Annotated in this window: 29 protein-coding genes; 7 read left to right on the top strand and 22 right to left on the bottom strand. The window is 70.7% G+C overall.

Annotated elements, in window-relative coordinates:
* Positions 1-5: 5 nt before the first annotated feature.
* Complete coding sequence (gene yajC / locus VIL67_RS14185) at positions 6-353, bottom strand: preprotein translocase subunit YajC (protein ID WP_332049559.1); 348 nt, start codon at positions 351-353, stop codon at positions 6-8.
* Between the two features lie 116 nt (positions 354-469).
* Between yajC and VIL67_RS14180 the strand changes: the two genes are divergently transcribed.
* Positions 470-1,309: an ATP-binding protein gene (locus VIL67_RS14180; RefSeq protein ID WP_332049558.1), complete on the top strand. Its 840-nt coding sequence runs from the start codon at positions 470-472 to the stop codon at positions 1,307-1,309.
* A 6-nt stretch (positions 1,310-1,315) separates the two neighbouring features.
* On the opposite strand, the gene VIL67_RS14175 is transcribed toward VIL67_RS14180, so the two are convergent.
* From VIL67_RS14175 to VIL67_RS14120, 12 genes are all read right to left on the bottom strand, one after another.
* The gene (locus VIL67_RS14175; protein ID WP_332049557.1) at positions 1,316-3,211 is read right to left on the bottom strand and encodes a LysM peptidoglycan-binding domain-containing protein; all 1,896 of its coding nucleotides are present in this window, start codon (positions 3,209-3,211) and stop codon (positions 1,316-1,318) included.
* A 97-nt stretch (positions 3,212-3,308) separates the two neighbouring features.
* Positions 3,309-3,965 carry a protein-L-isoaspartate(D-aspartate) O-methyltransferase gene (locus tag VIL67_RS14170; RefSeq protein ID WP_332049556.1) on the bottom strand — a complete coding sequence of 219 codons (657 nt, stop codon included), beginning with the start codon at positions 3,963-3,965 and terminating at the stop codon, positions 3,309-3,311.
* A gap of 2 nt (positions 3,966-3,967) precedes the next feature.
* On the bottom strand, positions 3,968-4,744 hold the full coding sequence (surE, locus tag VIL67_RS14165; protein ID WP_332049555.1) for a 5'/3'-nucleotidase SurE: 777 nt from the start codon (positions 4,742-4,744) through the stop codon (positions 3,968-3,970).
* A 3-nt stretch (positions 4,745-4,747) separates the two neighbouring features.
* On the bottom strand, positions 4,748-6,034 hold the full coding sequence (gene serS, locus VIL67_RS14160; protein WP_332049554.1) for a serine--tRNA ligase: 1,287 nt from the start codon (positions 6,032-6,034) through the stop codon (positions 4,748-4,750).
* A 61-nt stretch (positions 6,035-6,095) separates the two neighbouring features.
* Complete coding sequence (tatC, locus tag VIL67_RS14155) at positions 6,096-6,989, bottom strand: twin-arginine translocase subunit TatC (protein ID WP_332049553.1); 894 nt, start codon at positions 6,987-6,989, stop codon at positions 6,096-6,098.
* Positions 6,986-7,486 (bottom strand): Sec-independent protein translocase protein TatB, encoded by a 501-nt coding sequence (tatB, locus tag VIL67_RS14150; protein ID WP_332049552.1) that lies wholly within the window; start codon positions 7,484-7,486, stop codon positions 6,986-6,988. Before tatB ends, tatC begins: the two co-directional genes overlap by 4 nt.
* A 75-nt stretch (positions 7,487-7,561) precedes the next feature.
* Positions 7,562-7,771: a twin-arginine translocase TatA/TatE family subunit gene (locus VIL67_RS14145; RefSeq protein ID WP_332049551.1), complete on the bottom strand. Its 210-nt coding sequence runs from the start codon at positions 7,769-7,771 to the stop codon at positions 7,562-7,564.
* 97 nt (positions 7,772-7,868) lie between these two features.
* Positions 7,869-8,525 (bottom strand): SMC-Scp complex subunit ScpB, encoded by a 657-nt coding sequence (gene scpB, locus VIL67_RS14140; RefSeq protein WP_332049550.1) that lies wholly within the window; start codon positions 8,523-8,525, stop codon positions 7,869-7,871.
* Positions 8,522-9,328 (bottom strand): segregation and condensation protein A, encoded by an 807-nt coding sequence (locus VIL67_RS14135; RefSeq protein ID WP_332049549.1) that lies wholly within the window; start codon positions 9,326-9,328, stop codon positions 8,522-8,524. The genes scpB and VIL67_RS14135 overlap by 4 nt, the downstream gene beginning before the upstream one ends.
* Positions 9,325-10,335, bottom strand: a complete 1,011-nt coding sequence (gene nagZ / locus VIL67_RS14130) for a beta-N-acetylhexosaminidase (protein WP_332049548.1) — start codon at positions 10,333-10,335, stop codon at positions 9,325-9,327. Before nagZ ends, VIL67_RS14135 begins: the two co-directional genes overlap by 4 nt.
* On the bottom strand, positions 10,332-11,129 hold the full coding sequence (gene ftsN / locus VIL67_RS14125) for a cell division protein FtsN (protein WP_332049547.1): 798 nt from the start codon (positions 11,127-11,129) through the stop codon (positions 10,332-10,334). The genes nagZ and ftsN overlap by 4 nt, the downstream gene beginning before the upstream one ends.
* A 153-nt stretch (positions 11,130-11,282) precedes the next feature.
* On the bottom strand, positions 11,283-12,455 hold the full coding sequence (locus tag VIL67_RS14120) for a deoxyguanosinetriphosphate triphosphohydrolase (protein ID WP_332049546.1): 1,173 nt from the start codon (positions 12,453-12,455) through the stop codon (positions 11,283-11,285).
* An 81-nt stretch (positions 12,456-12,536) separates the two neighbouring features.
* Here VIL67_RS14120 and erpA point away from each other — a divergent pair, with 81 nt between their 5' ends.
* Positions 12,537-12,893, top strand: a complete 357-nt coding sequence (gene erpA / locus VIL67_RS14115) for an iron-sulfur cluster insertion protein ErpA (protein ID WP_332049545.1) — start codon at positions 12,537-12,539, stop codon at positions 12,891-12,893.
* Positions 12,894-13,166: 273 nt separating this feature from the next.
* On the opposite strand, the gene VIL67_RS14110 is transcribed toward erpA, so the two are convergent.
* The 3 genes from VIL67_RS14110 to VIL67_RS14100 are packed head-to-tail and all read right to left on the bottom strand — an operon-like array spanning position 13,167 to position 14,610.
* Positions 13,167-13,625, bottom strand: coding sequence for an SRPBCC domain-containing protein (locus VIL67_RS14110; protein ID WP_332049544.1), 459 nt, complete (start codon positions 13,623-13,625; stop codon positions 13,167-13,169).
* On the bottom strand, positions 13,622-13,960 hold the full coding sequence (locus VIL67_RS14105; protein WP_332049543.1) for an ArsR/SmtB family transcription factor: 339 nt from the start codon (positions 13,958-13,960) through the stop codon (positions 13,622-13,624). Before VIL67_RS14105 ends, VIL67_RS14110 begins: the two co-directional genes overlap by 4 nt.
* Positions 13,957-14,610, bottom strand: a complete 654-nt coding sequence (locus tag VIL67_RS14100; protein ID WP_332049542.1) for a glutathione S-transferase family protein — start codon at positions 14,608-14,610, stop codon at positions 13,957-13,959. Before VIL67_RS14100 ends, VIL67_RS14105 begins: the two co-directional genes overlap by 4 nt.
* A gap of 114 nt (positions 14,611-14,724) precedes the next feature.
* Between VIL67_RS14100 and xth the strand changes: the two genes are divergently transcribed.
* From xth to VIL67_RS14085, 3 genes are read left to right on the top strand one after another with little or no spacing between them, the layout of a single operon-like run.
* Positions 14,725-15,519: an exodeoxyribonuclease III gene (xth, locus tag VIL67_RS14095; protein WP_332049541.1), complete on the top strand. Its 795-nt coding sequence runs from the start codon at positions 14,725-14,727 to the stop codon at positions 15,517-15,519.
* A 46-nt stretch (positions 15,520-15,565) separates the two neighbouring features.
* Positions 15,566-16,399, top strand: a complete 834-nt coding sequence (locus tag VIL67_RS14090; protein ID WP_332049540.1) for a hypothetical protein — start codon at positions 15,566-15,568, stop codon at positions 16,397-16,399.
* Positions 16,400-16,429: 30 nt separating this feature from the next.
* Entirely contained in the window at positions 16,430-17,122 is a 693-nt protein-coding gene (locus tag VIL67_RS14085) for an NnrU family protein (RefSeq protein ID WP_332049539.1), read from the top strand.
* On the opposite strand, the gene VIL67_RS14080 is transcribed toward VIL67_RS14085, so the two are convergent.
* The 5 genes from VIL67_RS14080 to VIL67_RS14060 all read right to left on the bottom strand — a co-directional run bounded on the left by VIL67_RS14080 (position 17,116) and on the right by VIL67_RS14060 (position 21,456).
* Positions 17,116-17,808, bottom strand: a complete 693-nt coding sequence (locus VIL67_RS14080) for an aspartate/glutamate racemase family protein (RefSeq protein ID WP_332049538.1) — start codon at positions 17,806-17,808, stop codon at positions 17,116-17,118. The two genes, VIL67_RS14085 and VIL67_RS14080, sit on opposite strands and share 7 nt — an antisense overlap.
* Before the next feature lies 1 nt (position 17,809).
* Entirely contained in the window at positions 17,810-19,549 is a 1,740-nt protein-coding gene (gene ilvD, locus VIL67_RS14075; protein WP_332049537.1) for a dihydroxy-acid dehydratase, read from the bottom strand.
* A gap of 73 nt (positions 19,550-19,622) precedes the next feature.
* On the bottom strand, positions 19,623-19,967 hold the full coding sequence (locus VIL67_RS14070; RefSeq protein ID WP_332049536.1) for a globin: 345 nt from the start codon (positions 19,965-19,967) through the stop codon (positions 19,623-19,625).
* A gap of 44 nt (positions 19,968-20,011) precedes the next feature.
* A complete protein-coding gene (locus VIL67_RS14065; RefSeq protein ID WP_332049535.1) occupies positions 20,012-20,491 on the bottom strand; it encodes a glutathione peroxidase in 480 nt (159 codons plus the stop codon).
* Positions 20,492-20,532: 41 nt separating this feature from the next.
* The gene (locus VIL67_RS14060) at positions 20,533-21,456 is read right to left on the bottom strand and encodes a Gfo/Idh/MocA family protein (RefSeq protein ID WP_332049534.1); all 924 of its coding nucleotides are present in this window, start codon (positions 21,454-21,456) and stop codon (positions 20,533-20,535) included.
* A 105-nt stretch (positions 21,457-21,561) separates the two neighbouring features.
* Between VIL67_RS14060 and VIL67_RS14055 the strand changes: the two genes are divergently transcribed.
* Positions 21,562-22,563 (top strand): NADP-dependent oxidoreductase, encoded by a 1,002-nt coding sequence (locus tag VIL67_RS14055; protein WP_332049533.1) that lies wholly within the window; start codon positions 21,562-21,564, stop codon positions 22,561-22,563.
* A gap of 77 nt (positions 22,564-22,640) precedes the next feature.
* A complete protein-coding gene (locus VIL67_RS14050) occupies positions 22,641-23,543 on the top strand; it encodes a cobalamin biosynthesis protein CbiG (protein WP_332049532.1) in 903 nt (300 codons plus the stop codon).
* Here the strand turns inward: VIL67_RS14050 and VIL67_RS14045 are convergent.
* Positions 23,540-24,916, bottom strand: coding sequence for an MATE family efflux transporter (locus VIL67_RS14045; protein WP_332049531.1), 1,377 nt, complete (start codon positions 24,914-24,916; stop codon positions 23,540-23,542). The two genes, VIL67_RS14050 and VIL67_RS14045, sit on opposite strands and share 4 nt — an antisense overlap.
* Positions 24,917-25,059: the final 143 nt, after the last annotated feature.

The raw sequence follows: 25,059 nt of genomic DNA, 5'->3' as shown, positions 1-25,059 counted from the left end.
TCGGCTCAGACCTTGGCGTCGTTCGCGGCCGACGGCTCGCCGCGCGTGCGGACGTCGGCGATCATCGACTTGACCACCTTGACCGTGACGCCGGTGGCGACCTCGAGGCCGACTTCCTTGTCCTCGACCCGAACCACCTTGCCGATCATGCCGGAGGACAGGACCACGGTGTCCCCACGCTTCAGTCCGCCGAGCATCTGCTGGTGCTGCTTCATGCGCCGCTGCTGGGGCCGGATCATCAGGAAGTAGAAGAGCACGACCAGGCCGATGAGCGGCAGGAACTGGATCAGCATGGCCTGCGGATCACCGGCAGGCGCGCCGGCGGCTTGGGCATAGGCAGGGGTGGCGAACATGGCCTCTCCGGAATCGGGCTGGCGGGCGACCCTTAGGCCCCCGTCGAAGTCGGCGGAAGCTATGCGCTGTGTCCCCGTTTTGCAATGGAACGGCCCCGCCGCTATGGCTCCCGGTGATGGACCCCGAGCTGAAATCCGCTCTCGAGCGCATAGCCCAGGCGCTTGAGCGCCTCGCTCCGCCGAACGCCGCTCCGCCGAGCTTCGACGGCGCGCGCCTGTTCCGGCACGATCCCGGAACGGGCGCCTTCCACCCGGCGCCGGATTACCCGCTCGGATTGGATAGCCTCGTGGGCGTGGAGCGGCAGAAGCAGCGCTTCCTGGCCAACCTGCAGCGCTTCGCCGCGGGCTTGCCCTTCAATCACGCGCTGCTTTGGGGCGTTCGCGGAACCGGCAAGAGCTCGCTCGCCAAGGCGGCCTTCATGCAGGTGGCCTCCGATTCGCCGACCCTCAGGCTGGTGGAGGTGGACCGCGACCAGGTCACCGCCCTGCCCGCACTTTTCGACCAGTTACGCCCCAGACCGGAGCGGTTCGTCGTGCTCTGCGATGACCTTTCGTTCGAGGAGGGCGCGCAGGCGGCCAAGGCCTTGAAGTCGGCGCTCGAAGGCGGCGTCTCCGGCCCCCCTGCGAACGTCCTGTTCGTCGCTACCTCGAACCGTCGGCACCTGATGCCGCGCACCAGCACCGAGGACCGCGGCGCCCTGGCCGCCGCCGAGGACGCCGAAGAGGAGGTCAGCGTCTCGGACCGCTTCGGACTGTCGATCGGCTTCCCGCCCATGGACCAAGCCACCTACCTGGCCGCCGTGCAGGGTTACGCCGACCGCTTCGGTCTGGCGTCACCGGAGCTCGATCGCCGCGCCCTTCAATGGGCGCAGCTGCGGGGCGGCCGTTCTGGCCGCGTCGCCTGGCAGTTCATCCGCGACCTGGCCGGGGAGTTGGGCAAGCCCCTCCCCCTCTAGGCGGCCCTACTGGGGCAGCACCAGCTGGGGATCAATGGGACGGGCGCGGTCGAGCGGCGACGGGGCGAAGCGGACCTCGAAGTGCAGCTGCGGCTCGGGCACGCCGCCGGAGGAGCCGGCCAGCCCAATCTGCTGACCCTGGGTGACCTTCTGCGTCATCTTCACGTCCACCCGTGACAGGTGGCCGTAGGCCGTCACCCAGCCATCGGCGTGCTTGATCAGCACGAGGTTGCCGAAGCCCGGCACCTGGTCGCCGGCATAGACCACGTCGCCGGCGGCGGAGGCCCGCACCGGGTCGCCCGTTCGGGCTCTGATGTTCAGGCCGTCGTTGCGCTGGTTGCCCGGCTTGGGCCCGAACCCAGAGACCACGTCGCCCTGCAGCGGCCAGATGAACCGCCCGCGCCCGAGCTGCGAGATTTGGGCGTCGCTGACGGGCCCCGTTATCGTTGGGCCGGCGACCGGCGGCGCGCTAGGCGAGGTGTAGGGCTGCGGACGCGATGGCGTGGACGGCGCCGGCCGAGGCGCCGGCGCAGGGCGCTGCGGCGGCGGGGTCACGGGCCGGCTCCCGGGGGGCGGGCTGTAGGGCTGCGGGCGCGATGGCAGTGGCGGGACCGCCTCCGGGGGCGTGGTGCGGACGGGCGGAAGGCTCGGCGACACGCTGGGCGCAGGTGCGGGCGGGATCGCCCGCGGCGTCTCCTCGACCGGCGCGGGGCGCTCGACCGGAACCCGCGTCGTGGAGGTGATCGGACCGCGGTCGCGGTAGCCCTCGGGAAGGCGGAGCCGCTGGCCGGACTTGATCGTGCCGTTGCGCGGCAGGCCGTTCTCGGATCGCAGTGCCGCCGCGGTCACCGAGAACCTGCGCGCGATCAGGTCGATCGTGTCACCCGAGCCCGCCACATAGGCTTTCTGGGTGCTCGCCGGCCCCTTCAGATCGTCGCCGGGCTGGATGTTCGAGCCCTTCAGCTTGTTGTCCTTGCGGAGCTGCTCGACCGTGGTGTCCAGCTTGCGCGCGATCTCGGTGAGGTTGTCCCCCTTCTTCACCGTGTAGACCACCGGCTTGCCTTCCACGTCGATCACCCGGCCGGTGACGCTGCGGGTCGTGACGGTGCGGGTGGCCGGGGCAGGCTCGGAGACGGCCGGGGGCCGAGACGCGGCGGCGGGCGGCGCCGCTGCCGGCCGCTGGACGGGCGTAGTCGGAGCCGCCGTTCCCCGCGAAGGCGGGGTCGTCGACGGATCGTCAACGGCGACCCGGGTGGTGGTCACCGTCGGGCCGTTGTCGCGGAAGCCCTCGGGAAGGCGCAGGCGCTGGCCGACCTTGAGGGCCGGATTGCGCGGCAGGTCGTTCTCTTCCGACAGCGCGGCAGGCGTGACACCGAAGCGGCGGGCGATCCCGTAGAGGGTGTCTCCCTGCCCCACCACGTAGGCCTTGGCCTCGGTGCTAGGCCCCTTCAGCGTCTGGCCGGGGCGGATGTTCGAGCCCTTGATGCCGTTGTCGTCACGCAGTTGTTCGACCGTGGTGTCGAGCTTTCGCGCGATGCCGATTAGGCTGTCGCCCTTCTTCACCTCGTAGGTGGTCGCCCGGCCCTCCACGTCGACAACGCGGCCAGCGACGCTGCGGGTTGTGACCGTGCGGTACGTGGGCTCGGCGCGGGGCGCGGGCGCGGGCGCGGCGGGCGGCAGTTGTTCCAGCGGCCGCTGCTCCACCGGCGCAGGCCGGGTTTGCGGGAGCGGGGCGTCCTCGACCGCTGGCGGCGCCGGCTGGAAGGGCGGTGCGGCCGGCGGGAGCTCGGCCGTGCGGGTGGGGAAATTCGGGCGCAGGGGCTCGGCCGGCTGGGTGGCGCAGGCGCCGAGCGCGCTGGTGGCCAACAGGGCCAGGACCGTTCGCTGCAGGGAAAGCGTCATCGCCGCTCCGGTGTCGTTTAAGCAGAATCAGTTTCGGGGCGCCGAGGGATAGTGGAGTGGGCCGGACGCCACGGCCAACCCGCAAACCGCCGCAGACTCACAGCTCCTTGGCGACGCCGTCGAGCAGGGGCACGAAGCGGACGTCCAACAGGTCCTCGACCTGGAAGCCGCCCTCCCCGTCGCCGGTGTAGCGGCGCAGGGTCTGGACCGGCCCGCGGCCGATCGGCGCCACAAGAATCCCCGTCGGCTTGAGTTGCGCCAGCAGAGCCTTGGGCTCTCCCGGCGCCGCCGCCGTGACCATAATGCGGTCGAACGGCGCCTGTTCGGGCCAGCCTTCTCCGCCGTCCCCGAACTTGGTGATGATGTTGGTCAGTCCCAGCTGCTTGAAGCGGCCCTCGGCCTCCTTCATCAGCGTCCGGTATCGCTCGATGGTGTAGACCAGCCGGGCGACTTTGGAGAGCACCGCCGTCTGGTAGCCGGAGCCGGTGCCGATCTCGAGCACGCGGTCGCGCCGTTCGATCTGCAGGGCCTGGGTCATCAGGCCGACGATGAAGGGCTGGCTGATCGTCTGGCCGCAGGCGATCGGCAGGGCGGAGTCCTCGAAGGCCCGCTCGCGGAACAGCTCGGGCGTGAAGATTTCGCGCGGCGTCTTCTCGATTGCGTTGAGCACCTTGGCGTCATTCACCCCCTGCTGCTTCAACGCCAGGACCAGGGTCGCCATGCGGATGTCGGCGGGGGTTTCGGGCTTGGCCATGGTCAGGCCCTGGGCGGTGGGCCGCCGAGGCGGCTCTTCAGGGCGTTCACCGTAGCCATGTGCGACAGGTCGATATGCAGCGGGGTCACCGAGATGCGGCCTTCGTAGAGGGCCCTGAGATCGGTGCCCTGGGCGGGCTTGGATGGGGTCTGCCGGAAGCCGACCCAGTAGTACTCGCGCCCGCGCAGGTCCATGCGCTTCTCGGCATGACGGACGTGCACGTCGCGAAAGCCCTGGCGCGTGACCTCGACCTCTCCGACCTGATCCGGCGGCAGGTTCGGGAAGTTCACGTTCATGACGACGTCGTCCGGCCAGCCCAGCTCCACCAGGCGCTTCACGATCCCGGGGCCGAACACCTCGGCCGGCTCGAAGAACTCGTCCCGCGCGTCGTAGCCGCCCATCTGCGAGAGCGCGATGCCCGGCACGCCGAGCGCCATGGCCTCGATGGCGCCGGCCACCGTGCCCGACATGGTGACGTCCTCCGCGAGGTTTGCGCCGCGGTTCACCCCCGACAGCACAAGGTCGGGCTTCGCGCCCTGCACCAGCTCATGGATGCCAAGCATGACGCAGTCCGTGGGTGTGCCGGTGGTGGAGAACCGCCGCTCGTCAAGTTGGCGCACGCGGATCGGATCGGCGAGCGTGAGGGCGCGGCTCGCGCCCGACTGCTCGTACTCGGGCGCGCAAATCCACACATCGTCAGAGATCGCGCGGGCGATCTTCTCCAGCGCCACCAGGCCGGGGGCGTGGATGCCATCGTCGTTGGTGAGGAGGATCCGCAAAGGTCAGGCCTCACCGCCGATATGGGTGAGCCCCGGCAGGTAGCGGTGCAGGGCCTGCGGGAGGGCGATGCGGCCGCCCTCGTCCTGGTAGTTCTCCATGATCGCCACCAGGGTGCGGCCTACGGCGAGGCCGGAGCCGTTGAGGGTGTGGACAAAGCGCGTGCCCTTCTCGCCCGCCTTCTTGGCGCGGGCGTCCATTCGGCGGGCCTGGAAATCCCCGGTGTTCGAGCAGGAGCTGATCTCGCGGTACTTGCCCTGGCTGGGCAGCCAGACCTCGAGGTCATAGGTCTTGCGAGCCCCGAAACCCATGTCGCCGGTGCACAGCAGCATGGTGCGGAACGGCAGCTCCAGGCGCTTCAGCACGGCCTCGGCGCAGCCCACCATCCGCTCGTGCTCCGCCTCGGACTGATCTGGCGCAGTCACGGAGACGAGCTCCACCTTGTAGAACTGGTGCTGGCGGATCATGCCGCGGGTGTCGCGCCCCGAAGCGCCCGCCTCGGAGCGGAAACAGGGGGTCAGCGCCGTGAAACGGAGTGGCAGCTCCTCCTCGGCGACGATCTGCCCCATCACCAGGCTGGTGAGCGGCACCTCCGCGGTGGGGATGAGCCAGCGGCCGTCGGTCGTCTGGAAGAGGTCCTCGGCGAACTTCGGCAGCTTGTCCGTGCCGTAGGCGGCCGCGTCATTGACCATGAGCGGCGGCGAGACCTCCAGGTAGCCATGCTCCTGCGTCTGCAGGTCGAGCATGAACTGGCCAAGCGCACGCTCCAGCCGGGCGAGCTGGCCCTTCAGCACGCTGAAGCGGGCGCCGCTCATGCGGGCGGCGGCCTCGAAGTCGAGCAGGCCCAGCCCCTCGCCCAGATCCACGTGATCCTTGGGCGAGGAGATCGCGAAGGGCTCGCCCCAGCGGCGGACCTCGACGTTCTCGTCCTCATCGGCTCCGACGGGCACGTCCGGCGCAGGGATGTTCGGCAGGGTCTCGAGCACGCCGCGGAGATCCTCGCCGACCGTGCGCTCGACTTCCGCCTGCTCTTCAAGGGTGCGTTTCAGCGTCTCCACGTGCGCCATCAGGCGCGTGGCTTCGTCCTCGTTCTTCTGGGCCTTCGCCTGGCCGATCTTCTTGGAGGTCTCGTTCCGTTCGGCCTGGGCGGCCTGCAGGCTGGTCTGGGCGGCGCGCAGGCGCCCGTCCAGGTCGAGGATCCGGCCCACAAGCTCGTCGCCGGACAGCCCCTTCGACGCCCACGCCTTGCGGTAGAGCTCGGGGTTCTCGCGAATGGCTCGGATGTCGTGCATGGCGGCCGCTTGAAGGGAGTAGGCGGTCTTCCTAGTGCGCGTCGGCGGGCGGGCCAAGGCCCTAGACGGCCACCACGTCCCGGCCCGCCTCATCGCGCCGACGGCGGCCTTCGATCAGCCGGACGCACCAGATCGAGAGCTCGTACAGCAGGATGATCGGCACCGCGAGCATGGTCTGGCTGATCGGATCCGGCGGGGTGACGATGGCGGCGACCACAAAAACCGCCACCACGGCGTAGCGCCAGCCGGCCCGCAGCATCTTCGAGGTGACCAAGCCTGCGGCGCCGAGCAGGGTCAGCACCACGGGGAGCTGGAAGCAGAGCCCGAACGCCAGCAACAGGGTGGTGACGAGGGTCAGGTAGTCCGACACCTTGGGCAGCATCTGCACGGCGATGCCGCCCGCGCCGACCATCTGCTGGTTCAGCGAGAACGACAGAACGAACGGCAGGATGACGAAGTAGACGAGCGCGCCGCCCAGGGCGAACAGCACAGGCGCGGCGAGGAGGAACGGGATGAAGGCCTTGCGCTCGCGCTTGTATAGCCCCGGCGCAACGAACGCGTAGACCTGCCAGGCGAGCACCGGGAACGCCAGGACCACCGCCCCGAAGCCGGCGAGCTTCAGCTGGGTGAAGAAGAACTCCAGCGGGGCGGTGAAGATGAGGCCGAGGTCCTCGCTATTGGCGGTCGGCACCGGCTTCACCCCGATCATCACCAGCAGCAGGTCGAACGGACCCGGATGCTGGCCAGCGTGCTGGGCGGCAAACAGCCGGGCCGCCGTCTCGAACGGGTGGAGCAGGATCTGGAATATCTGCTTGGCGAAGAAGAAGCAGACGCCGAAGGCCAGGACCACGGCGGCGACGCAGATGATCAGCCGCTTGCGCAGCTCCACCAGGTGGTCGAGCAGGGGCGCGCGGCTGGCCTCGATCTCGGCCTCGTCGGGATGAAGGTCGCTCACGGGGCGCCGCCTTCCGCCGCCTTCTTCGCCCGCGGCTTGCGGGCCTTGGCCGGCGCGGCAGCCTCGGCGCCTGCGGCGGGCGCCTTGCGGGCCCGAGGCTTGCGAGCCGGTGCAGCCTCCGGAACCGGGGCGACCGCCGGCTCGGACTCCGGCGCGGTCGGCGGCGGCTCCCACTGGTGGCTCATGGGCGGGTGCAGCTGGACGCCGACATCGTTGAGGCTGGCGTTGATGTCGTCGAACGCCTGGTTGACGTCAGCGGTGGGGGCGCCGGCGAACTGGCCGCGGCGCATGGCTTCCACCTCCTTGCGCAGCTCGTCGAGCTCGGACTGGCGGGCCATCTCGTCGAAGCTGGCGCGGAACTCGCTCGCCATGCCGCGCAGCTTGGCCACGAACTGGCCAAGCTTGCGGAGCAGGACCGGCAGGTCCTTGGGGCCGACCACGATCAGCGCCACGATGGCGATGACGAGGTATTCGGTGACGCCGACGTCAGGGAGCATGCCGGAGGCCTAGACGGGAACGCCGGCCGCGATCAAGCGCGCCGGCGTCCGAAGTTCAGCAAAGCGCGTGGCCGGTCAGCCGCGCGTGGTGTCCGTCTCGCGCTCCTTGGGGAGCGGCTTGGCGTCGGCGTGGTGCGTGTCGTCGCCGTCCTTCAGGCCTTCGCGGAACGCCTTGATGCCCTTGGCGGCGTCGCCCATCAGGCCGGAAAGCTTGCCGCGGCCGCCGAACAGCAGCGCCACGACGACCAGCACGATCAGCCAGTGCCAAATGGAAAAAGAGCCCATGATCGGCCAACTCCTTGGTAGGCCCGCCCCCGGCGGGACCTGCTTCTTGCGCTATATAGTCCGTCCGCTTCAGGCGCGCCACGGCCACGCGTGTGGCCTAGCGACCCGGCTCGTCGTCCGCGAGGAAGTCGATGTGGAACTGCGGGGCCTCGCCTTCCAACTCCAGCGGATCCTCGTCGGGTGACGGGGCGTCCGGGTTGGGGACGGTGAAGTCGGGGGGGAGGTCCATGGCGAGCAGGCCGGCCGCCTTCATCTCGGCCATGCCGGGCAAGTCGCCGAGGCTGGCCAAGCCATAGTGCTCCAGGAAGGCGTCGGTGGTGCCGTAGGTGACCGGCCGGCCAGGCGTGCGGCGGCGGCCGCGCATGCGCACCAGGCCAAGCTCCAGCAGGACGTCGAGGGTGCCCTTGCTGGCCTGGACGCCACGCACCGCCTCGATCTCGGCGCGGGTGACTGGCTGGTGGTAGGCGATGATGGCCAGGGTCTCCTGGGCGGCCTTGGAGAGGCGGCGAGGCTCGTCGCGCTCCTCGGTCATCAGCCAGCCGAGGTCCTGGGCGGTCTGGAAGCGCCAGCGGCCGGCGACGGCGACCAGCTCCACGCCCCGCCCGGCGTAGCGGGCCTGCAGGGCGGCGATGGCGGCGGCCACGTCGGCGCCCTCCGGCAGCCGCCGGGCGAGATCCTGGTCGCTCAGCGGACCGGCGGCGGCGAACAGCAGGGCCTCCACCTCCCGCTCGGTCTGGGCGGGGTCGAGGCTCACGGGCGCAGCTCCGCGCGGCGCTTGAGGTAGATGTCGGCGAAGGCTTCCAGTTGGCGAGCCTCGAGCGCGCCTTCCTTGACCAGCTCCAGGCTGGCCGACAGCGTCGAGGCCACGAAGGAGGCGCGACTGGGCCCCTGCCCGCCCGAGCCCAGGGGCGCGACGCCGGTGAGCGGGGTCCAGCGATCAAGGTCGGGCAGCAGCTTGCGCAGCCGGTCGCGAGCGTCTTCCAGCGGATAGGCGGCCGGCGGACGCGGCGTGTAGTGGCGGCTGGTCTCCTTCCGCCGCTGCTCGATGTAGGCGCTCATCAGACCGTAGAGATCGCCTTCGACCTTGGTGGAGGGGATCACCTTGATGGCTTCCGGGTCGCCGCGGCCGAAGATATCGCGGCCGAGCTGGGGCCGTTCCTTCAGCGCCTCCCCGGCCTTGCGCATAGCGTCGAGCTTGGCGAGGCGGAAGGCCAGGCGGGCGGCGATCTCCTCGGCGGGCGCCTCCTCTGGCTTGGCCTTCTCCGGCCGGGGGAGCAGCAAACGGGACTTCAGGTAGGCCAGCCAGGCCGCCATGACGAGGTAGTCGGCGGCGAGCGAGAAGCGCAGCCGCCGGGCCTGCTGAACGAAGATCAGGTACTGCTCGGCCAGCTTCAGGATGGAGAGCTGGAGCAGGTCCACCTTCTGGCTGCGGGCGAGCGCGAGGAGGACGTGCAGCGGGCCTTCGTAGCCCTCGATGTCGATGACCAGGGCCTCGCCGTCCTCGGCCGCCGTAGCGGCGGCGGCGAAGTCGAGGCTGGGCTGGAAGCCGCCGCTCATGCCAGGGCTCCCTGTAAGGCCGCCTCGAAGGACGCGCGGGCCGCGGCGGCCTCGAACGGCTGGGGCAGGCGCAGGCGGGCCAGCGCGGCCTCGGCCCGTTCCGCAGCGCGGCCGGAGAGCGGGCGCAGGCCATGGGCGAGCTCGCGCACCTCGCTCATCCGACCCGTGCCGTGGAGGACGACGTCACAGCCGGCCTCGAACGCGGCGTCGGCGCGGCCGGAGAGCGGGCCGGACAGCGCCTCCATGGCGAGGTCGTCGCTCATCACGAGCCCCTCGAACCCAATGGCGCCGCGGATCACCTCGTCGAAACACCTGCGCGAAGTGGTCGCCGGCCGCTCAGGATCGATGCTGGCGTAGACCACGTGCGCCGTCATCGCCATCGGCAGGTCGGCGAGCTCCCGGAACGGCGCGAAGTCGCGGGCGGCGAGCTCCTCGCGGCCGGCGTCCACCACGGGCAGCTGGCGATGGCTGTCGGCGCGGGCGCGACCGTGGCCCGGCATGTGCTTGAGCACCGGCAGGACACCGCCCTCCAGGAGACCCTCGGCGGCGGCGCGCCCCAGCGCGGCGACCTCCCCCGGGGTCTCGGCGTAGGCGCGATCGCCGATCACCTCGTGCGAGCCCGCCTCCGGGAGGTCGAGGACCGGCAGGCAGTCGACGCTGACGCCCACGGCCGCGAGGTCATGGGCGATGAGCCGGGCGCCCAGGCGGGCGGTCGGCGCGCGCTTGTCCGCCGGCAGCCGTCCGTAGGTGCGGGCGGCCGGATAGCTCGGCCAGTGCGGCGGCTTCAGGCGGGCCACCCGGCCGCCCTCCTGATCGATCAGGACCGGCGCGTCCTCACGGCCGACGGTCGCGCGCAGGTCGTCGGTGAGCCGGCGCAGCTGGTCCGGGGCCTGGATATTGCGCCCGAAGACGATGAAGCCCCACGGCTGGACCTCGCGGAAGAAGGCGGCCTCCTCCGGCGTCAGCGCGGGGCCCGAGCAGCCCAGGATGGCTGCACAGGCGCTCACCGGACGAAGCAGCTCTTCCCAGCCGCCTTGAGGCGGTTGCAGAAGGCGACGGCCTGGGCCCGATCCGCGAAGCCGGTCACCGCCGTGCGGAAGAGCACTGAACCATCGCGCTCAATGCGCTCGACGCTCTTGCCCTTGCCGGCGCCCAGGCCGGGGGCGGCGGCGACCGCCTCGTTCCAGGCCTTGTCGGCGAGCGCCTGCGAGGAGACGGCGCCGATCTGCACCGCGGCGCCGCCGGCGGCCGCCGCCTTGGGTGTGGGAGCCGGCGCCGGCGCCGCCTTGGGAGCCGGCGCAGGGGCGGCGGGGGCGGGCTGCGCCGCCTTCGGGGCCGGGGCCTGGGCCGCGGGCAGGGCCGGACGCAACGGCGAGGCGGTGGTCACCGGCTGCGTCGGCGCGGCGGCCGGCGGAGCGACGACCACGGGAGCCGGCGCCGGGCGGGGCTGCGGCTGTTCCGGCGGAGGCGTGAAGGTGGGCGGCACGGCTTCCGGGGGCTGCCCCGCTTCGGAGCGGTAGATCTGCAGGCCGGCGGCCGGATCCTGCGGCTGCTCCTCGGCGGGGGCCGCGGCCTTCATCTCGGTGACCGGGGCGCCGACGGTCTGCGGCGGCTGGCCCGCCTCCCGGACGCCGGAGCGGTAGAAGATGACGATCGCGACGACGAGGGCGACCAGCACCAAGGCCGAGATGATCAGGGTGAAGGGGATCGGGCGCGCGCCTCGCACCGGCTGGCGCGCGTCGAAGGACAGCGGCGCGTCGGTGGTTGGGGGCGTGTAAGCGCCACGGTCGTGGTCGGACATCGAGGGCTCCGAGGATCACAGGGCGGGACCCGCCGCAGGGCGAATCACGCGTCAGGCCTCAGTCTAGCCAACCCTTACCGGAGGGTGACTGCGGCGCAGGCGCAATTCCTGTGGGCGGCCGCAGGCGGAATTGCGGCGCCTCGCCGGCCTGCCTCAGGCCAGGACGTCCAGGTGGAAGAGCTTGCGATGCTCCTCGATCGCGAAACGGTCGGTCATCCCGGCGATGTAGTCGCAGACCACCCGGGCGCGGCCAGCCTCGTCGCGCGCCTTGGCGCGCTCCCCCCAATCGGCGGGGAGCACGTCCGGCTCGTGCATAAACAACTGGAACATCTCGGCCAGGATTCGCCGGGCCTGGCTGCGAGTGCGGTTGACCTTCCAGTGCCGGTACATGCGCTCCATCAGGAAGGCGCGCAGGGCGGACAGGTCCTCGACCATGTCGCGTGAGAAGGCGACGACCGCGTGATCAAGGTTGCGGACGTCCTCGGCCGACCTCAGGCCCTCGGCCCGGCGGCTGGTCTCGGCCATGACGTCGTCGACCATGGCGCCGATCATCCGGCGGACAGCCTCCAGGCGGATGATCCGCTGGTCACAGTCGGGGAACTCCGTCATGGCGGAGCGCACGTGCGGACCGATCAGCGGCACGTCCAGCAGCTCTTTCAGGAAGAAGAGACCGGCCTCCACCCCGTCGTCCACGTCGTGGTTGTTGTAGGCGATGTCGTCGGCGAGCGCCGCCACCTGGGCCTCGGCCGAGGCCCAGCCGGAGAGCTTGAGGTCGTACTCGGCGTCGAACTCGGCGATGGCGCTCCACGAGGGCTTCTCGAGCTTATCGACCACCGGTCCGTTGTGCTTGATGACGCCTTCCAGGGTCTCCCAGGTGAGGTTGAGCCCCTCGAAGCGCGGGTAGCGGCGCTCCAGCTTGGTGACCACCCGGAAGGTCTGCACGTTGTGGTCGAAGCCGCCGTAGCCCTGCATCTGGACCTGCAGCTCGTCCTCGCCGGCGTGGCCGAAAGGCGGGTGCCCGAGATCGTGGGCCAGCGCGATGGTCTCGGCGAGGTCGGGGTCGAGCCCCATGGCGGTGGCCAGGCTGCGGGCGATCTGCGCCACTTCCAGGCTGTGGGTCAGGCGGGTGCGGAAGTGGTCGCCCTCGTGCGCCACGAAGACCTGGGTCTTCTCCTTCAGGCGACGGAAGGCTGTGGCGTGAATGATGCGGTCGCGGTCCCGGGCAAAGGGCGTGCGGGTGCGGCTCTCGTCTTCGCGGACCTTGCGGCCGCGGCTGGCGGCGGGGTTCTCGGCGAAGGGGGCGCGGGTCGGGAGCGTGGCGGCCATCAAACCATTTCAGATACTGGCCTCTTGGTCGAAGCCGCAGTGGACCTCATATAGGCTAAGCCGGACAAACCTTTAACACCGATGACCACGACCCAACTCAGCGCCCCCGCCACCGCCGACGTGTCGCTCTCCGAGAGCGCCGCGCGCCGGCTGCACGCCCTGAGCGCCGTCGAGGGCCGGCCCGTGATGCTGCGCGTGGCGGTGGAGGGCGGCGGCTGCTCCGGCTTCCAATACCAGTTCGACCTGGTGGAGGCGGCGCAGGACGACGACCTGCGGGTGGAGCGCGACGGGGCCGCAGCCCTGGTGGACGAGGTCTCCCTGCCCTTCCTGAAGGGCTCGGTGATCGACTTCGTGGACGAGCTGGCCGGGGCGGAGTTCCGGATCCGGAACCCGAACGCGAAGAGCAGCTGCGGCTGCGGGGTCAGTTTCTCGATCTAGGATCATAACCCTCCGCCCCCTTCCTCCTCGATGGAGGAAGGGCTGGGGATGGTGGTGTGCGCAGTGAGATGAAGGCTAGGCGCGGGCGGGCTCGGCGCCCACTTGCGCCGTCTACGGCCGTTCGACGCGAACACCACCACCCAACCTTCCTCCATCGAGGAGGAGGGCTTGAGAAGTCGGGAGCGCGCCTACGGCCTGCCCTCTCCACCACCGGCTCTCCGGCTTCGCCTCGGCCGGCGGTCCCCCCTCCCACCTCGTGCGAAACAAAGGGGGTCAGCGCGTCAGGACCGCGCCGAGCTTGTCGAGGAGCCACGACGTGCCGTGTTCGCGGCTGCCGGCGTCGTCGTAGCCGTCGAGGAAGGCGCCCTGTTCGGTCATGACGAGGCGGGTCCCCTGCCCCTGGGCGTGGAACTCGATGGTGGCGAGGGAGACGGAGAGCTTCAGCCCATCCACGTACATGTCGTAGCCATAGATGATCCGGCTGTCGGGGATCACCTCAAAGTAGCGGGCCTGGAAGTCGGAGACCTTGCCGCCGGCGTGCCTGCCCCACAGACGCTCGGCGCCGCCGGAGCGGAAGTCGAGCGAACGCTCGTAGATTTCCGTCCCCTCCGGGCCGTCGAACCAGGCGGCCTTGGCCTCGGCGGTGGCCCAGGCTGCAAAGGCGCGGGCCGGCGGAACCGGATAGATCCGCTCCAGACAGAAGGTGGCGTGAACGACGTTGCGATCGGTCATGCGGGGTCCTTGGGACCGTTGGGATCGGCGGCGAGGTAGTCGCCCAGGCGGTCGAGGCGGTGCGACCAAGCCGTCCGGCGGTCGTGGATCCACTGTTCGGCGCGGCTGAGCGCGGCGGCGTCGAGGTGGCAGGTGCGAACACGCCCGATCTTCTCGGAACGGACCACGCCCGCCGTCTCGAGGACGGCAAGGTGCTGCACGACCGCCGGCAAGCTTATGCGGAACGGCCGGGCCAGGTCGCTCACCGAGGCGGGCCCCCGGCTCAGCCGCTCGACGATCGCCCGGCGGGTGGGGTCGGCGAGCGCCTGGAACAGACCGTCGAGGTCGGCGGTCACGCCGCCTTCCGACCCGGGAACATGTGCATGACCGGTTCGGCCTCGCGCAGCGTGCGGGCGAAGGAGGGGCGGGCCTCCAGCCTGCCGAGATAGGCGCCAAGCACCGGGTGGCTGCCGCGGAACGGCAGGACCTTGTCGGCGTAGAACAGCGACGGCGCCGCGGCGCAGTCCGCCAGGGTGAAGGCGTCGCCAGCGGCCCAGCTGCGGCCGGCGAGCTCCGCCTCCAGATAGTCGTAGCTGCGGGCCAGCAGGGCGTCGGCCATGGCCACCCCCACCGGATCCTCGCCGCCTCGGAAGTTCTCGGCCACGATGCGCGAGGTGGGCTCCATCACGTACTGGTCGAACACGCGGTCCAGCAGCCGTACGCGCAAAGCGGCGTCCACGTCGGCTGGGATGAGGCCGGCCGACGGTGCGTAGCGGGCCTGGACGTACTCGACGATGATGCTGGTCTCGGGAATGGCCCGCCCGGCGGCGGTGTCCTCCAGCACGGGCATCTTGCCCATGGGCCACAGCGCGTAGAAGGCGGCGCGGGACGCCTCGTCCTGCAGGTTCACCGCGCCCAGCTGGAACGGGACCTCCATCTCGTAGAGCGCGATCTTCGCCTTCCAGCAGAACGACGACAGCGGATGCTGGTGGAGGACCAGGGTCATGGGCGCGCCTCACTTAAGTTATGACTTAAGTATCAGCGCGGTCCCGGCGCTGCAAGCCATTGAGCGCCGGGCCGTGGCCCTCTAGCTTCCGCGCCGTCCCTGCCGGAGCCCCGCATGCGCATCGCCACCTGGAACGTGAACTCGGTCAACGCCCGCCTGGAGACGGTGCTGCGCTGGTTCGAGGAGGCGAAGCCCGACGTGGCGTGCCTGCAGGAGCTGAAGTGCATGGACGAGAAGTTTCCCGCCGAACCCTTTGAGCGGCTTGGCTATAATCTCGCCGTCCATGGACAGAAGACCTACAACGGGGTCGCCATCCTCTCGAAGGCGCCTCTGGAGGACGTCCGCCGTGGCCTGCCCTTCCTTCCGGAACATGGGGACGAGACCGACGAACAGGCGCGTTACGTGGAGGCTGTGATCTCCGGCCCCCGGCCGGTCCGCGTCGCCTCGATCTACCTGCCGAACGGCAATCCCATCGGCACCGAGAAGTTCGCCTACAAGCTGCGCTGGATGGAACGGCTGAACGCCCACGCCCGGACGCTGATGGCCTATGAAGAGCCGCTGGTGCTGGCCGGCGACTACAACGTGATCCCTGAACCCCGGGACGCGGAGTACCCGAACAACTGGTCGGACGACGCCCTCTTCCAGACGGAGAGCCGCGAGGCGTTCCGCGCGCTCAAGTGGCTGGGGCTGTCGGACGCCTACCTGGAGGCGGACGGCGCGCCTGGGGCCTACACCTTCTGGGACTACCAGGCCGGCGCCTGGCAGCGGAACAACGGCATCCGCATCGACCACGCCCTGCTCTCTCCCCAGGCCGCCGACCTGTTGCTGGGCGTCTCGATCCACCGGGACGTGCGCACCTGGGACAAGCCCTCGGACCATGTGCCGCTGGTGGTCGAGCTGGACGCCTGAGCGCGCCCCCTTCCGGGGACTCACAAAACAGGCTTAGCCTCAGCGCATGGACGAGCTTGCGCGACTGATCGTGCTGCTCGCGGTTGCGGGCGCGGCCCTCACGGTGCTGGGGACCATCGCCATCCGGCTGTCCGACGAAGAACGGCGGATCCGCCGCAGCCTGAAGAAGGTGCTGAAGGCCGACCCGCACGCCTTGCTGGTGGCGCGGCGGCGCGGCCGCGGGGTCGGCTTCAACTTCGGCTCCAACATGATGGCGGTGGCCTGGGACGCCGGGGCCTGGTGCCTGATCTACGAGGTGGACGAATTGCTCGGGGCGGAACTGGTCATCGACGGCCAGGTGGTCGCCCGGGCGCATCGGGGCGAGCCGCGCAAGGCCCTGGAGCTGCTGACGGGCGCCGATAAGCTGGTGCGCCTGCGCCTGGTGTTCGACGACGTTCGCCATCCCGACTTCACCCTGGACCTCTGGCTTCCGGAGGACGAAGGCCGCAAGGGCGCCCTCACCGCGCCGGAGGCGGTGCAGGAGGCTAACCGCTGGATCGCCCGCACCGAGGCCGTCGTGCGGAAGCCGCTGCCGCCGCGCCGCGAGGCGGCTTCGGCGCCAACCGCCGCCGAGCCGGCGCAGACCGCCGCGGCCGCGCCTGCCGCATCGGACCCGGTGGAAGAGGCGACCCCGGAACGTCCGGGCGCCAGGCCGGCGACCCCAACCCCGACGGCGGCTGCGAAGCTGGAAGCGGAGCTTGAGCTGGATCCTGGGCCCCTGCCGCCGTCGGTCAGGCCCGCAGCGCCTAGCGACCTGCCGCTGTTCGCCGCCCGCGACGTGCCGCCCTGGGAGGACGACCCTGCCGATCAGGAAGCTAAAGTTGACAGCGTAAATCGATAGCCCCAGATTGGGCTGCGCAGGAGCGTTCCCATGCTGAACCTTGTCGCCGCCGCGGCCTTCTTCGTCCTGATCCACCTGGCGATTTCGGGGACGCGGGTGCGTGACGTGCTGGTCGCCCGGATCGGCGCCGGCCCTTACATGGGGCTGTTCTCGCTGCTCTCGCTGGGCGGCATCGTCTGGCTGGGCTGGGCGTTCGCCGGCACGCGCGCCACCGACGAGGCGCTGCCAATGTGGGGCATGTCGGCCGCGACGCATGGCCTGCAGTTCCTGCTGCAGCTGGTCGCCGTGCTGTTCATCGTGGTGGGTCTCACCACTCCCAACCCCACCAGCGTGCGCCAGGAGGCGGTGCTTGACCGCCCCGAACCCGTGCGGGGCATGCTGCGGATCACCCGCCATCCGTTCCTTTGGGGCGTGGCGCTGTGGGCGATCGGCCACCTGCTGGTGAACGGCGACGCCGGCAGCCTGATCCTGTTCGGCTCGATGCTGGCGCTCGCCCTGTTCGGCACCGCGAGCATCGACGCCAAGCGCAAGCGCGCGCTCGGCGCAAAGTGGGACCTGTTTGCGGTGCAGACCTCGAACATCCCGTTCCTGGCGATCCTGCAGGGGCGGCAGCGGCTGGCGCTGCAGGAGATCGGCGCCTGGCGGATCCTGGCGGCTGTGGCGGTCTGGGTCGGCCTGATCCTGGCTCACCCCTACCTGTTCGGGGTCGGCGTTCTCTACTGATCGAGGGCGAAGGCCACCGCCGCCTCGCAGTGGGCGACGGCGCTGTCCACGGTCGGCAGGACCATCTCAGCCGGGTCGAGCAGCAGGCCGATTTCGGTGCATCCGAAGATGACGCCGTCAGCCCCGGCGGCCTGGCCGCGGGCGATGATCTCCAGCACGGCGGCCTTGGACTCCTCGCGGATCACGCCCTGGCAGAGCTCATCGTAGATGATGGCGTGCAGGCGTTCGCGATCCGCCTCGCCGGGCGCGAAGCCGTCCAGCCCCTGCCCACGCAGGCGGTCGAGGTAGAACGGCTTCTCCATGGTGAAGCGAGTCGCCAGCAGGAGCGGCCGGGTGACGCCCCTCGCCTTCAGCGCCTGCGCCGTGGCGTCGGCGATGTGGATCACCGGCACGCCCCCGGCTTCCGCCACCTGCGGAGCGTTGATGTGCATGGTGTTGGCGCAGATGACCAAGGCCTCGGCGCCGGCGGACACCAGCCGGCGGGCGGCCTCGGCGAACTGGCGGCCGGTCTCGTCCCAGTCGCCGGCCGCCTGCAGCTCGGCGACCGGCGCGAAGTCCACCGACCAGAGGATCAGCTTGGCCGAGTGCAGGCCGCCCAGCCGCTCGCGCACCAGGCGGTTGAGCAGCTGGTAGTAGACGACCGTGCTCTCGGCGCTGATGCCGCCGATGAGGCCCAGCGTGCGCACCTCAGATGTCCGCGTAGACGTGGGTCTCGACCCGGGCGCCGGGGTGGGTCACCGCGCCCAGGTGGGCGGGGCCGACGCTCTGGGCGAACTTCCAGATGGCCCCGGAGGCGTAGTTGGTGCGGCGCGGGGGATCCTGGGCGAGCTGGTGGGCGCGGTGCTCCAGCTCGATGGGGTCGACCTCCAGCTCGATCGTGCCGGCGTCGGCGTCGATGGAGATGATGTCGCCGTCCTTCACCAGCGCGATCGGTCCGCCGGCGGCGGCCTCAGGCCCCACGTGGCCGATGCACAGGCCGCGGGTGGCGCCGGAGAAGCGGCCGTCGGTGATCAGAGCGATGTTCTCCACGCCCTGGCCGTAGAGGGCCGCGGTAGTGGCCAGCATCTCGCGCATGCCCGGGCCGCCCTTGGGACCCTCGTAGCGGATCACCAGGACGTCGCCTTCCTTGTAGTCGCGCTGCTCGACCGCCGCGAAGCAGGCCTCCTCGCCGTCGAACACCCGCGCCGGACCGCGGTGCTTGGTGTGCTTCAGGCCAGCCACCTTGGTGATGCAGCCGTCCGGGGCCAGCGAGCCCCAGAGGCCCACCACCCCGCCGGTCGGCGACAGCGGGTTGGAGACCGGCCGGATCACCTCCTGGTCGTCGCGCCACTTCACGTCGGCGACGTTCTCCGCCAGCGTCTTGCCGGTGACGGTCATGACGTCGCCGTGCAGGTAGCCGCCCTCCAGCAGGGTCTTCAGCAGCATCGGCGTGCCGCCCGCCTCGCCCATGTCCTTGGCCACGAACCGGCCGCCGGGCTTCAGGTCGGCGATGTAGGGGGTGCGGGCGCAGATCTCGGCGAAGTCGCGCAGGGTGAACTCGATGCCGCACTCGTGCGCCATGGCCGGCAGGTGCAGGCCCCCGTTGGTCGAGCCGCCGCTGGCCGCGATCACCACGGCGGCGTTCTCGAAGGCCTTGCGGGTGCAGATGTCGCGCGCGCGGATGTTCTTCTCGATCAGCCGCACCACCGCCTCGCCCGAAGCGCGGGCGTACTGGTCGCGGTCGAGGTAGGCGGCCGGCAGGGCCGACGACAGCGGCAAAGCGAGGCCGATGGCCTCGGAGACCATGGCCATGGTGTTGGCGGTGAACTGGCCGCCGCAGGCGCCTTCGCCGGGGCAGGCGTGCTGCTCCACCTGGCAGAGGCGCTCCTCGGTGATCGTGCCGGCCGAGAACTGGCCCACCGCCTCGAAGACGTCCTGGACGGTGAGGTCCTGGCCGTCCAGCCGGCCGGGCAGGATGGAGCCGCCGTAGAGGAAGACCGACGGCACGTTGAGGCGAAGCATGGCCATCATCATGCCGGGCAGGCTCTTGTCGCAGCCGGCGACGCCCACGAGCGCATCATAGCTGTGGCCGCGCATGGTCAGCTCGACGGAGTCGGCGATCACCTCGCGGCTGGCCAGTGAGGCGCGCATACCCTCGTGGCCCATAGCGATGCCGTCGGTGACGGTGATGGTGCAGAACTCGCGGGGCGTGGCGCCGGCCGCCTTCACGCCCTCGGCGGCGGCGTTGGCCTGGCGCATCAGGGCGGTGTTGCAGGGCGCCGCCTCGTTCCAGCAGGAGGCCACGCCCACCAGCGGCTGGGCGATCTCGCGGCTGCCGAGGCCCATGGCATAGTAGTAGGAGCGATGCGGCGCGCGCGCCGGCCCCTCGGTCACGTGGCGGCTGGGCAGCTTGGACTTGTCCCAGGATCCGTCCGGCTTGCGATGCATTTGTTGCGCCTCCGACTTGGCGGGGCCGTCTTAGAGGCGCGATCCGCGGCGGGAAAGGGGCCGGCCTGGGATTTTATGCCTCAGCCCGGGTCAGCAGTCCCACACGCGCCAGCCGCTCGGCCCAGGCGCCGTCGAAGGCTGGCGTCCAGTCGTCGCCCAGCAGTTCGCGGCAGACGTCCCGGACGATGGGGAAGAAGCGGGCGAAGGCCTCGGCCGACACCCCGAAGGCGTCGTGGTTCACCCGCTCCGCGGCGATGAAGTTCGCGCCGTACGCGCCGTCGAGGTCGAGCAGGCACTGGAAGGCGACCGCCAGCATCTCGCCGCGCACGGCGCCGGAGGCGTCGCGCACGAAAAGGGCCTCGGTCTCGGGCTGTTCGGCGAACAGGCGGGCGTAGATCGCCGGCGCCGGGTCGCCCACGCGCTCGGCCAGGCGCTCCAGCGACTCGGCGACGAGGTCGGGGCTCAGAGGACCTTCTCGACGGCTTCGGTGACCTCGCTGTCCAGCGGGTCGGTGCGCGGCCCGAAGGCGCGGATCGCCTCCCCGTTCTTCCCGATCAGGATCTTGTGGAAGTTCCAGACCGGGACGGCCGGCTCGCCCAGCTGCTGCTCGGCCCAGCGGTAGAACGGGTGGGCGTTGTCGCCCTTCACGTCCACCTTGGCGGTGAGGGGGAAGTCGACGGAGAAGCGGGTCTCGCAGAAGTCCTTGATCTCGGCCTCGGTCCCCGGCTCCTGGCCGGCGAACTGGTTGCAGGGCACGCCCAGCACCACCAGGCCCTTGTCGCGGTACTCGCGGTACAGCTGCTCCAGGCCGTCGTACTGCGGGGTGAGGCCGCACTGGGAGGCGGTGTTGACCACCAGCACGGCCTTGTCGCGGAAGGTGGTCAGCGGGAGCGGCTGGCCGTCGATGCGGGTGAAGGCGAACTCGTGGGCGCTGGACGTCATGGCGGGGCCTCCGGGTGTGCTTGCGCGCGACGCTAGACCCGTTACGCCGCGTCTTCCAACGCCTGTTCGACGGCCAGCGCCAGGTCGAGCGCGCGGATCGCCTCCTCAGCCGTGACCACCGGGCGCGGCGCCTCGCCCCGCACCGCCTGCAGGAAGCCCTGCACGCTGGCGCCCAGGGGGTCCCGCGCCGCAGGCGTGTCGGCGAAGTCACGGTTCAGGGCGAACGGGGTGGTGTTGCGGAATTCCCGGGTCACGAAGTCGATCTCCACCTCGCCCGAGGGATAGACGACCTTCATGCGCCGGCGACGCTCCGGCGCCCGGCGCGAGACGTCGAAGCGCGCGGTGAAGCCGTCCTCGAAGGTGACTTCGGAGCGGATCACGTCCCAGACTCCGCCCGCGCCGCGCTCGCCCTCACTCTCGGCGGTGACCGGCTCTGCGGAGGACATGGCCAAGGCCAGGTCGAGGTCGTGGACCATCAGGTCGAGCACCGCGGAGACGTCGCGGCTGCGCTCGGAGGGCGGTCCGTGCCGCAGGGCCTCCAGGAACAGGGGCTGTTCGGGGATGTCGAGCAGGCCCATGGCGCGGAACACCACCCGTTCCTGGTGGCCGCAGGCCAGCGCCAGGCCCCGGGCGGCGGCGGCGGCCCTCACCTTCTCCGCGTCGGCTAGGCTGACGGCGATCGGCTTTTCCACATAGACGGGCTTGCCCGCCTTCAGGGCGGCCAGCGCATGCTCGGCATGGCAGGTGGCCGGAGAGGCGACGGTGACCACGTCCACCGCGTCGAGGAACTCGGCGAGGTCGGTAAAGGCGCGGCCGCCCAGCGGCATGGCGACGGCGGCGGCGCGGTCCGGGTGGCGGTCGAAGACAGCGGAAAGCACTGCGCCGTCCAGGCGCGCGTACTGGCGGGCGTGGTAGCCGCCGAAGACGCCGGCGCCGATGACCCCGCCGCGGAGGGACTCACCCATGGGAAGCTCCAGTTCGGGGCGAGCGCCTAGCAGACGGCCGCCCTCGACGCCACCGCGGCGGGCGAGCTAAACAGCTGTTTGAACCAGAGCAGCGGGAGAACGACGATGGCTGAGGTGCGCGAAGTCCGCCTGAAGAGCCGACCGGTGGGCATGCCGACCCACGAAAACTTCGAGATCGCCTCGGTGACGCTGCGCGATCCGGGTCCCGGCGAGGTCCAGGTCAAGGACCTCTGGATGACGGTCGATCCCTACATGCGCGGCCGCATGAACGACGTGAAGAGCTACGCGCCGCCGTATGCCCTCGGCGAGGCCATGCACGGCGGGGCCGTGGGCCAGGTCACCGCGTCCAACGATCCGGGCTTCCAGGCCGGGGACCTGGTGCTGTCCCAGCTCGGCTGGCGCGAGGGCTTCACGGCGCCCGCCGCGGGCCTGCAGAAACTCGACTCGCGCGGCCTGCCGCCCCAGGCCTTCCTGGGCGTGGCCGGCATGCCTGGTCTCACGGCCTACGCCGGCTTGCTGCGCGTTGCGGCGCTGAAGGCCGACGACGTGGTGTTCGTCTCGGGCGCGGCGGGCGCGGTGGGCTCGGTGGTCTGCCAGATCGCCAAGGCCAAGGGACATCGGGTGATCGGCTCGGCGGGCGGCGCGGAGAAGGCCGAGTTCCTGCGCTCGATTGGGGTCGACCATGTCATCGACTACAAGGCGGAGAAGGACCTGAACGCGGCGCTCGCCGCGGGCGCGCCGGAGGGAATCGACGTCTATTTCGACAACGTCGGCGGGGCGCATCTGGAGGCGGCCCTGAACTCCGCGCGGCTGTTCGCCCGCTTCGCCATCTGCGGGATGATCTCGATCTACAACGCCACGGAGCCGCCCCCCGGGCCGCGCAACCTGGCCCAGCTGATCGGCAAGAACATCCGCATGGAAGGCTTCATCGTCTCCCACCATTTCGACCTGATGCCGAAGTACATCGAGGATCTGTCGGGCTGGGTGCGGGCCGGCAAGGTCACCTGGAAGGAGACGGTGTTCGAGGGCATCGAGAAGGCGCCCGACGCCTTCCTCGGGCTGTTCACCGGGGAGAACCTCGGCAAGATGCTGGTGAAGCTCGGCTGACGTGAACGACGCGGCCGTTGGCCCGTTCTTGCTGAGGGGCTAGAAGCCACCGTTCCTCGTCAAACGGAGCCGCCAACGTGCCGCGCCTGTTCAGCGCCTATGTGATCGTCGACTGGAGCGCCGCGTCGAAGCCGACCACGGGGGCGGACTCGGTCTGGATCGGCGTACTGAAGCGCGACGTGCGCTTCCGGCTGGCGTTCGAGAGCCACAATCCGCCGACCCGGGCGGAGGCCGAGAAGCGGCTGAACGCCATCCTCGACGACTTCAAGAAGCGCTCTGAGCGGGCGCTGGTCGGCTTCGACTTCCCGCTGGGCTTCCCCCGTGGTTTCGCCGCGGCGCTGAACCTGCCGGGCGACCAGCCCTGGCGGGCCGCCTGGGACCAGATCGACAAGATGGCCAAGGACAAGGCCGACAACACCAACAACCGCTTCTCGGTCGGCTCGGAGATCAACCGGCGGCTGACCGGCGGCCCCTTCCCGTTCTGGGGCTGCCCGCCGAAGGACGCGCTCACAACGCTGCAGCCGAAGCGCACCCGCAACCATGGGCCGGGCGACCTGCCGGAGTTCCGGCACGCCGACTTGGCGGCCAAGGGCGCCGCCTCGATTTGGAAGCTCTACTACAACGGGTCGGTGGGTGGTCAGGCCATCCTCGGGATCCCGGCCGCGCGGCGGCTGAAGCTCGCCCGCGGCGAGGCTGCGAAAGCCTGGCCGTTCGAGACCGGCTTCAAGGCCCTGACCGAGGCCGATCTGGAAGGCGTCGACGTTGTGCTGGCCGAGGTCTACCCGTCGCTGCTGAAGGTGACGCCCGGCCCGGGCGAGGTGAAGGACCTGGCCCAGGTGCGCGCGGTGGCGGAGCACTTCGCGCGCCTGGACGAGCAGAACAAGCTGGGCGCTCTCTTCGCGCCGCCGGCGGGCACGGCCCCGGACGTGGTGCTGGACGCCGAGCGCGAGGAAGGCTGGATCCTGGGAGCCGGCGCCTAGAGACGCTGGCGGCTCAACAGCCAGAAGCGCGCCAGCAGCAGCACCGCCGACACGACGCTGGCGATGATCACCGCCCAGACGATTCCCGTCAGGTGCAGACCCATGGGGATGGCCAGGACGTAGGCCAGGGGCATCATCACCAGGATGTAGCTGGTCAGGTGCGTGCCCGTGGGCAGCCACACGTCGCCGCGGGCGCGCAGCGCCTGGGCGGCCACGACCTGCAGGCAGTCCGGCAGGAACATCAGGGTGGCGAGCGCCAGGGCGGGCGCAGCGAGCGCGATGGTCTTCACATCGGTGGTGTAGCCCCGGGAAATCAGCTCGGCCGCCGGCCAGACCACGAGGGTCACCACCACGCCGAACACCGCCGTCACGCCGAACGATACGGCCCCCGCACGGTTCACGCCGGCTGGATCGCGCGCGCCATAGGCCTTGCCCACCAGCACCGCCGCGCCGGTGGCGAGGCCAAGGGGCACCATGAAGACGATGGCTGCGACATTCAGCACGATGGCCCAGGCGGCGACCGCCAGCCCGCCGAGCCAGCCGGCGATGACGTTCATGCTGGCGAAGGCCGCAACCTCCAGGAAGTTGGAGATGCCCGCCCCGTAGCCGATCCGCCGCTGTTCCGTCGCCCCAGCACGATCGAGCGGCGGCTTCGCGAAGACGCCCAGCGCCCTCGCCTCGGGCATGGTCGCGATAAAGGCGAGCATGGCCAGGGCCAGGAAGGTGCGGGCGCCGAAGGTCGCCCACGCGGCCCCCACGGCCCCCCAGGCGGGCAGGCCCAAGGTCCCGGGGACGAAGAGCAAGACCAGGCCGAGGTTGACCACATTGGCCGCCCACATGGCGACCGCCGCCGGACCCGGCCGCGACAGGCCCTCCAGCCAGAAGCTGCAAGCGACGCTGATCGAGTAGCCGGTAAGCGACAGCGAGAAGACGAGCAGCGCGCGGCTGGCCCCGTCCGCGAGGTCCCGTTCGAGCCCGATCATGTGCAGGAACGGCGGGCCGACGGCCGCCAGCGCGGCGGTCGAGGCAAGACCGATCCAGAAGGCATAGACCAGGCCCCGGCGCAGCACCGCGCCCGTGGCCTCGCGACGACCCTCACCGATGGCGCGGGCGGTCATCACCTGGACGCCGACAAGCAGGCCCACCAGAGCGGTCAGCACCACGCTCGTCGGGGCCCAGCCCAGCGCATGGTAGCCGAGCTCCGTCGCCGAATAACGGCCGACCACCACCGCATCGGTCAGGCCCATCGCCATGATCCCCAGGCGCGACATCACCACTGGCCCCGACAGCTTCAGCAGCTGGGGCAGCTCGTCGCGAACGGGATGGGCGCGCGCCGCGGCGGACGCGGGCGCCTGAGCCTGGACGGGCTCCATGGAACACCTGATTGTCAAAGAAGGCGCCGACACTGGCGCCCGTGCTCTAAAAGGCAAGGCCGTGCTTCGCCGGCATTACCCTTACCGTGCAACCGTGGCCATGAAGGCACAAACTGGAGCCGCGCGGCGCGGGCGGGCGAACC

It is taken from the genome of Phenylobacterium sp. (genome assembly GCF_036563385.1).
In the GTDB taxonomy this organism is placed as follows: domain Bacteria; phylum Pseudomonadota; class Alphaproteobacteria; order Caulobacterales; family Caulobacteraceae; genus Phenylobacterium.
Note: the sequence above shows the minus strand (reverse complement) of the source record. Positions and strands in the feature narration are given on the sequence as shown.

Bases quoted from the DNA above. Each gene is read 5' to 3' on its own strand.
- yajC (WP_332049559.1), bottom strand. From the start codon at position 353: ATGTTCGCCACCCCTGCCTATGCCCAAGCCGCCGGCGCGCCTGCCGGT.
- VIL67_RS14180 (WP_332049558.1), top strand. From the start codon at position 470: ATGGACCCCGAGCTGAAATCCGCTCTCGAGCGCATAGCCCAGGCGCTT.
- VIL67_RS14175 (WP_332049557.1), bottom strand. From the start codon at position 3,211: ATGACGCTTTCCCTGCAGCGAACGGTCCTGGCCCTGTTGGCCACCAGC.
- VIL67_RS14170 (WP_332049556.1), bottom strand. From the start codon at position 3,965: ATGGCCAAGCCCGAAACCCCCGCCGACATCCGCATGGCGACCCTGGTC.
- serS (WP_332049554.1), bottom strand. From the start codon at position 6,034: ATGCACGACATCCGAGCCATTCGCGAGAACCCCGAGCTCTACCGCAAG.
- tatB (WP_332049552.1), bottom strand. From the start codon at position 7,486: ATGCTCCCTGACGTCGGCGTCACCGAATACCTCGTCATCGCCATCGTG.
- VIL67_RS14145 (WP_332049551.1), bottom strand. From the start codon at position 7,771: ATGGGCTCTTTTTCCATTTGGCACTGGCTGATCGTGCTGGTCGTCGTG.
- VIL67_RS14135 (WP_332049549.1), bottom strand. From the start codon at position 9,328: ATGAGCGGCGGCTTCCAGCCCAGCCTCGACTTCGCCGCCGCCGCTACG.
- ftsN (WP_332049547.1), bottom strand. From the start codon at position 11,129: ATGTCCGACCACGACCGTGGCGCTTACACGCCCCCAACCACCGACGCG.
- VIL67_RS14120 (WP_332049546.1), bottom strand. From the start codon at position 12,455: ATGGCCGCCACGCTCCCGACCCGCGCCCCCTTCGCCGAGAACCCCGCC.
- erpA (WP_332049545.1), top strand. From the start codon at position 12,537: ATGACCACGACCCAACTCAGCGCCCCCGCCACCGCCGACGTGTCGCTC.
- VIL67_RS14110 (WP_332049544.1), bottom strand. From the start codon at position 13,625: ATGACCGATCGCAACGTCGTTCACGCCACCTTCTGTCTGGAGCGGATC.
- VIL67_RS14100 (WP_332049542.1), bottom strand. From the start codon at position 14,610: ATGACCCTGGTCCTCCACCAGCATCCGCTGTCGTCGTTCTGCTGGAAG.
- xth (WP_332049541.1), top strand. From the start codon at position 14,725: ATGCGCATCGCCACCTGGAACGTGAACTCGGTCAACGCCCGCCTGGAG.
- VIL67_RS14090 (WP_332049540.1), top strand. From the start codon at position 15,566: ATGGACGAGCTTGCGCGACTGATCGTGCTGCTCGCGGTTGCGGGCGCG.
- VIL67_RS14085 (WP_332049539.1), top strand. From the start codon at position 16,430: ATGCTGAACCTTGTCGCCGCCGCGGCCTTCTTCGTCCTGATCCACCTG.
- ilvD (WP_332049537.1), bottom strand. From the start codon at position 19,549: ATGCATCGCAAGCCGGACGGATCCTGGGACAAGTCCAAGCTGCCCAGC.
- VIL67_RS14065 (WP_332049535.1), bottom strand. From the start codon at position 20,491: ATGACGTCCAGCGCCCACGAGTTCGCCTTCACCCGCATCGACGGCCAG.
- VIL67_RS14060 (WP_332049534.1), bottom strand. From the start codon at position 21,456: ATGGGTGAGTCCCTCCGCGGCGGGGTCATCGGCGCCGGCGTCTTCGGC.
- VIL67_RS14055 (WP_332049533.1), top strand. From the start codon at position 21,562: ATGGCTGAGGTGCGCGAAGTCCGCCTGAAGAGCCGACCGGTGGGCATG.
- VIL67_RS14045 (WP_332049531.1), bottom strand. From the start codon at position 24,916: ATGGAGCCCGTCCAGGCTCAGGCGCCCGCGTCCGCCGCGGCGCGCGCC.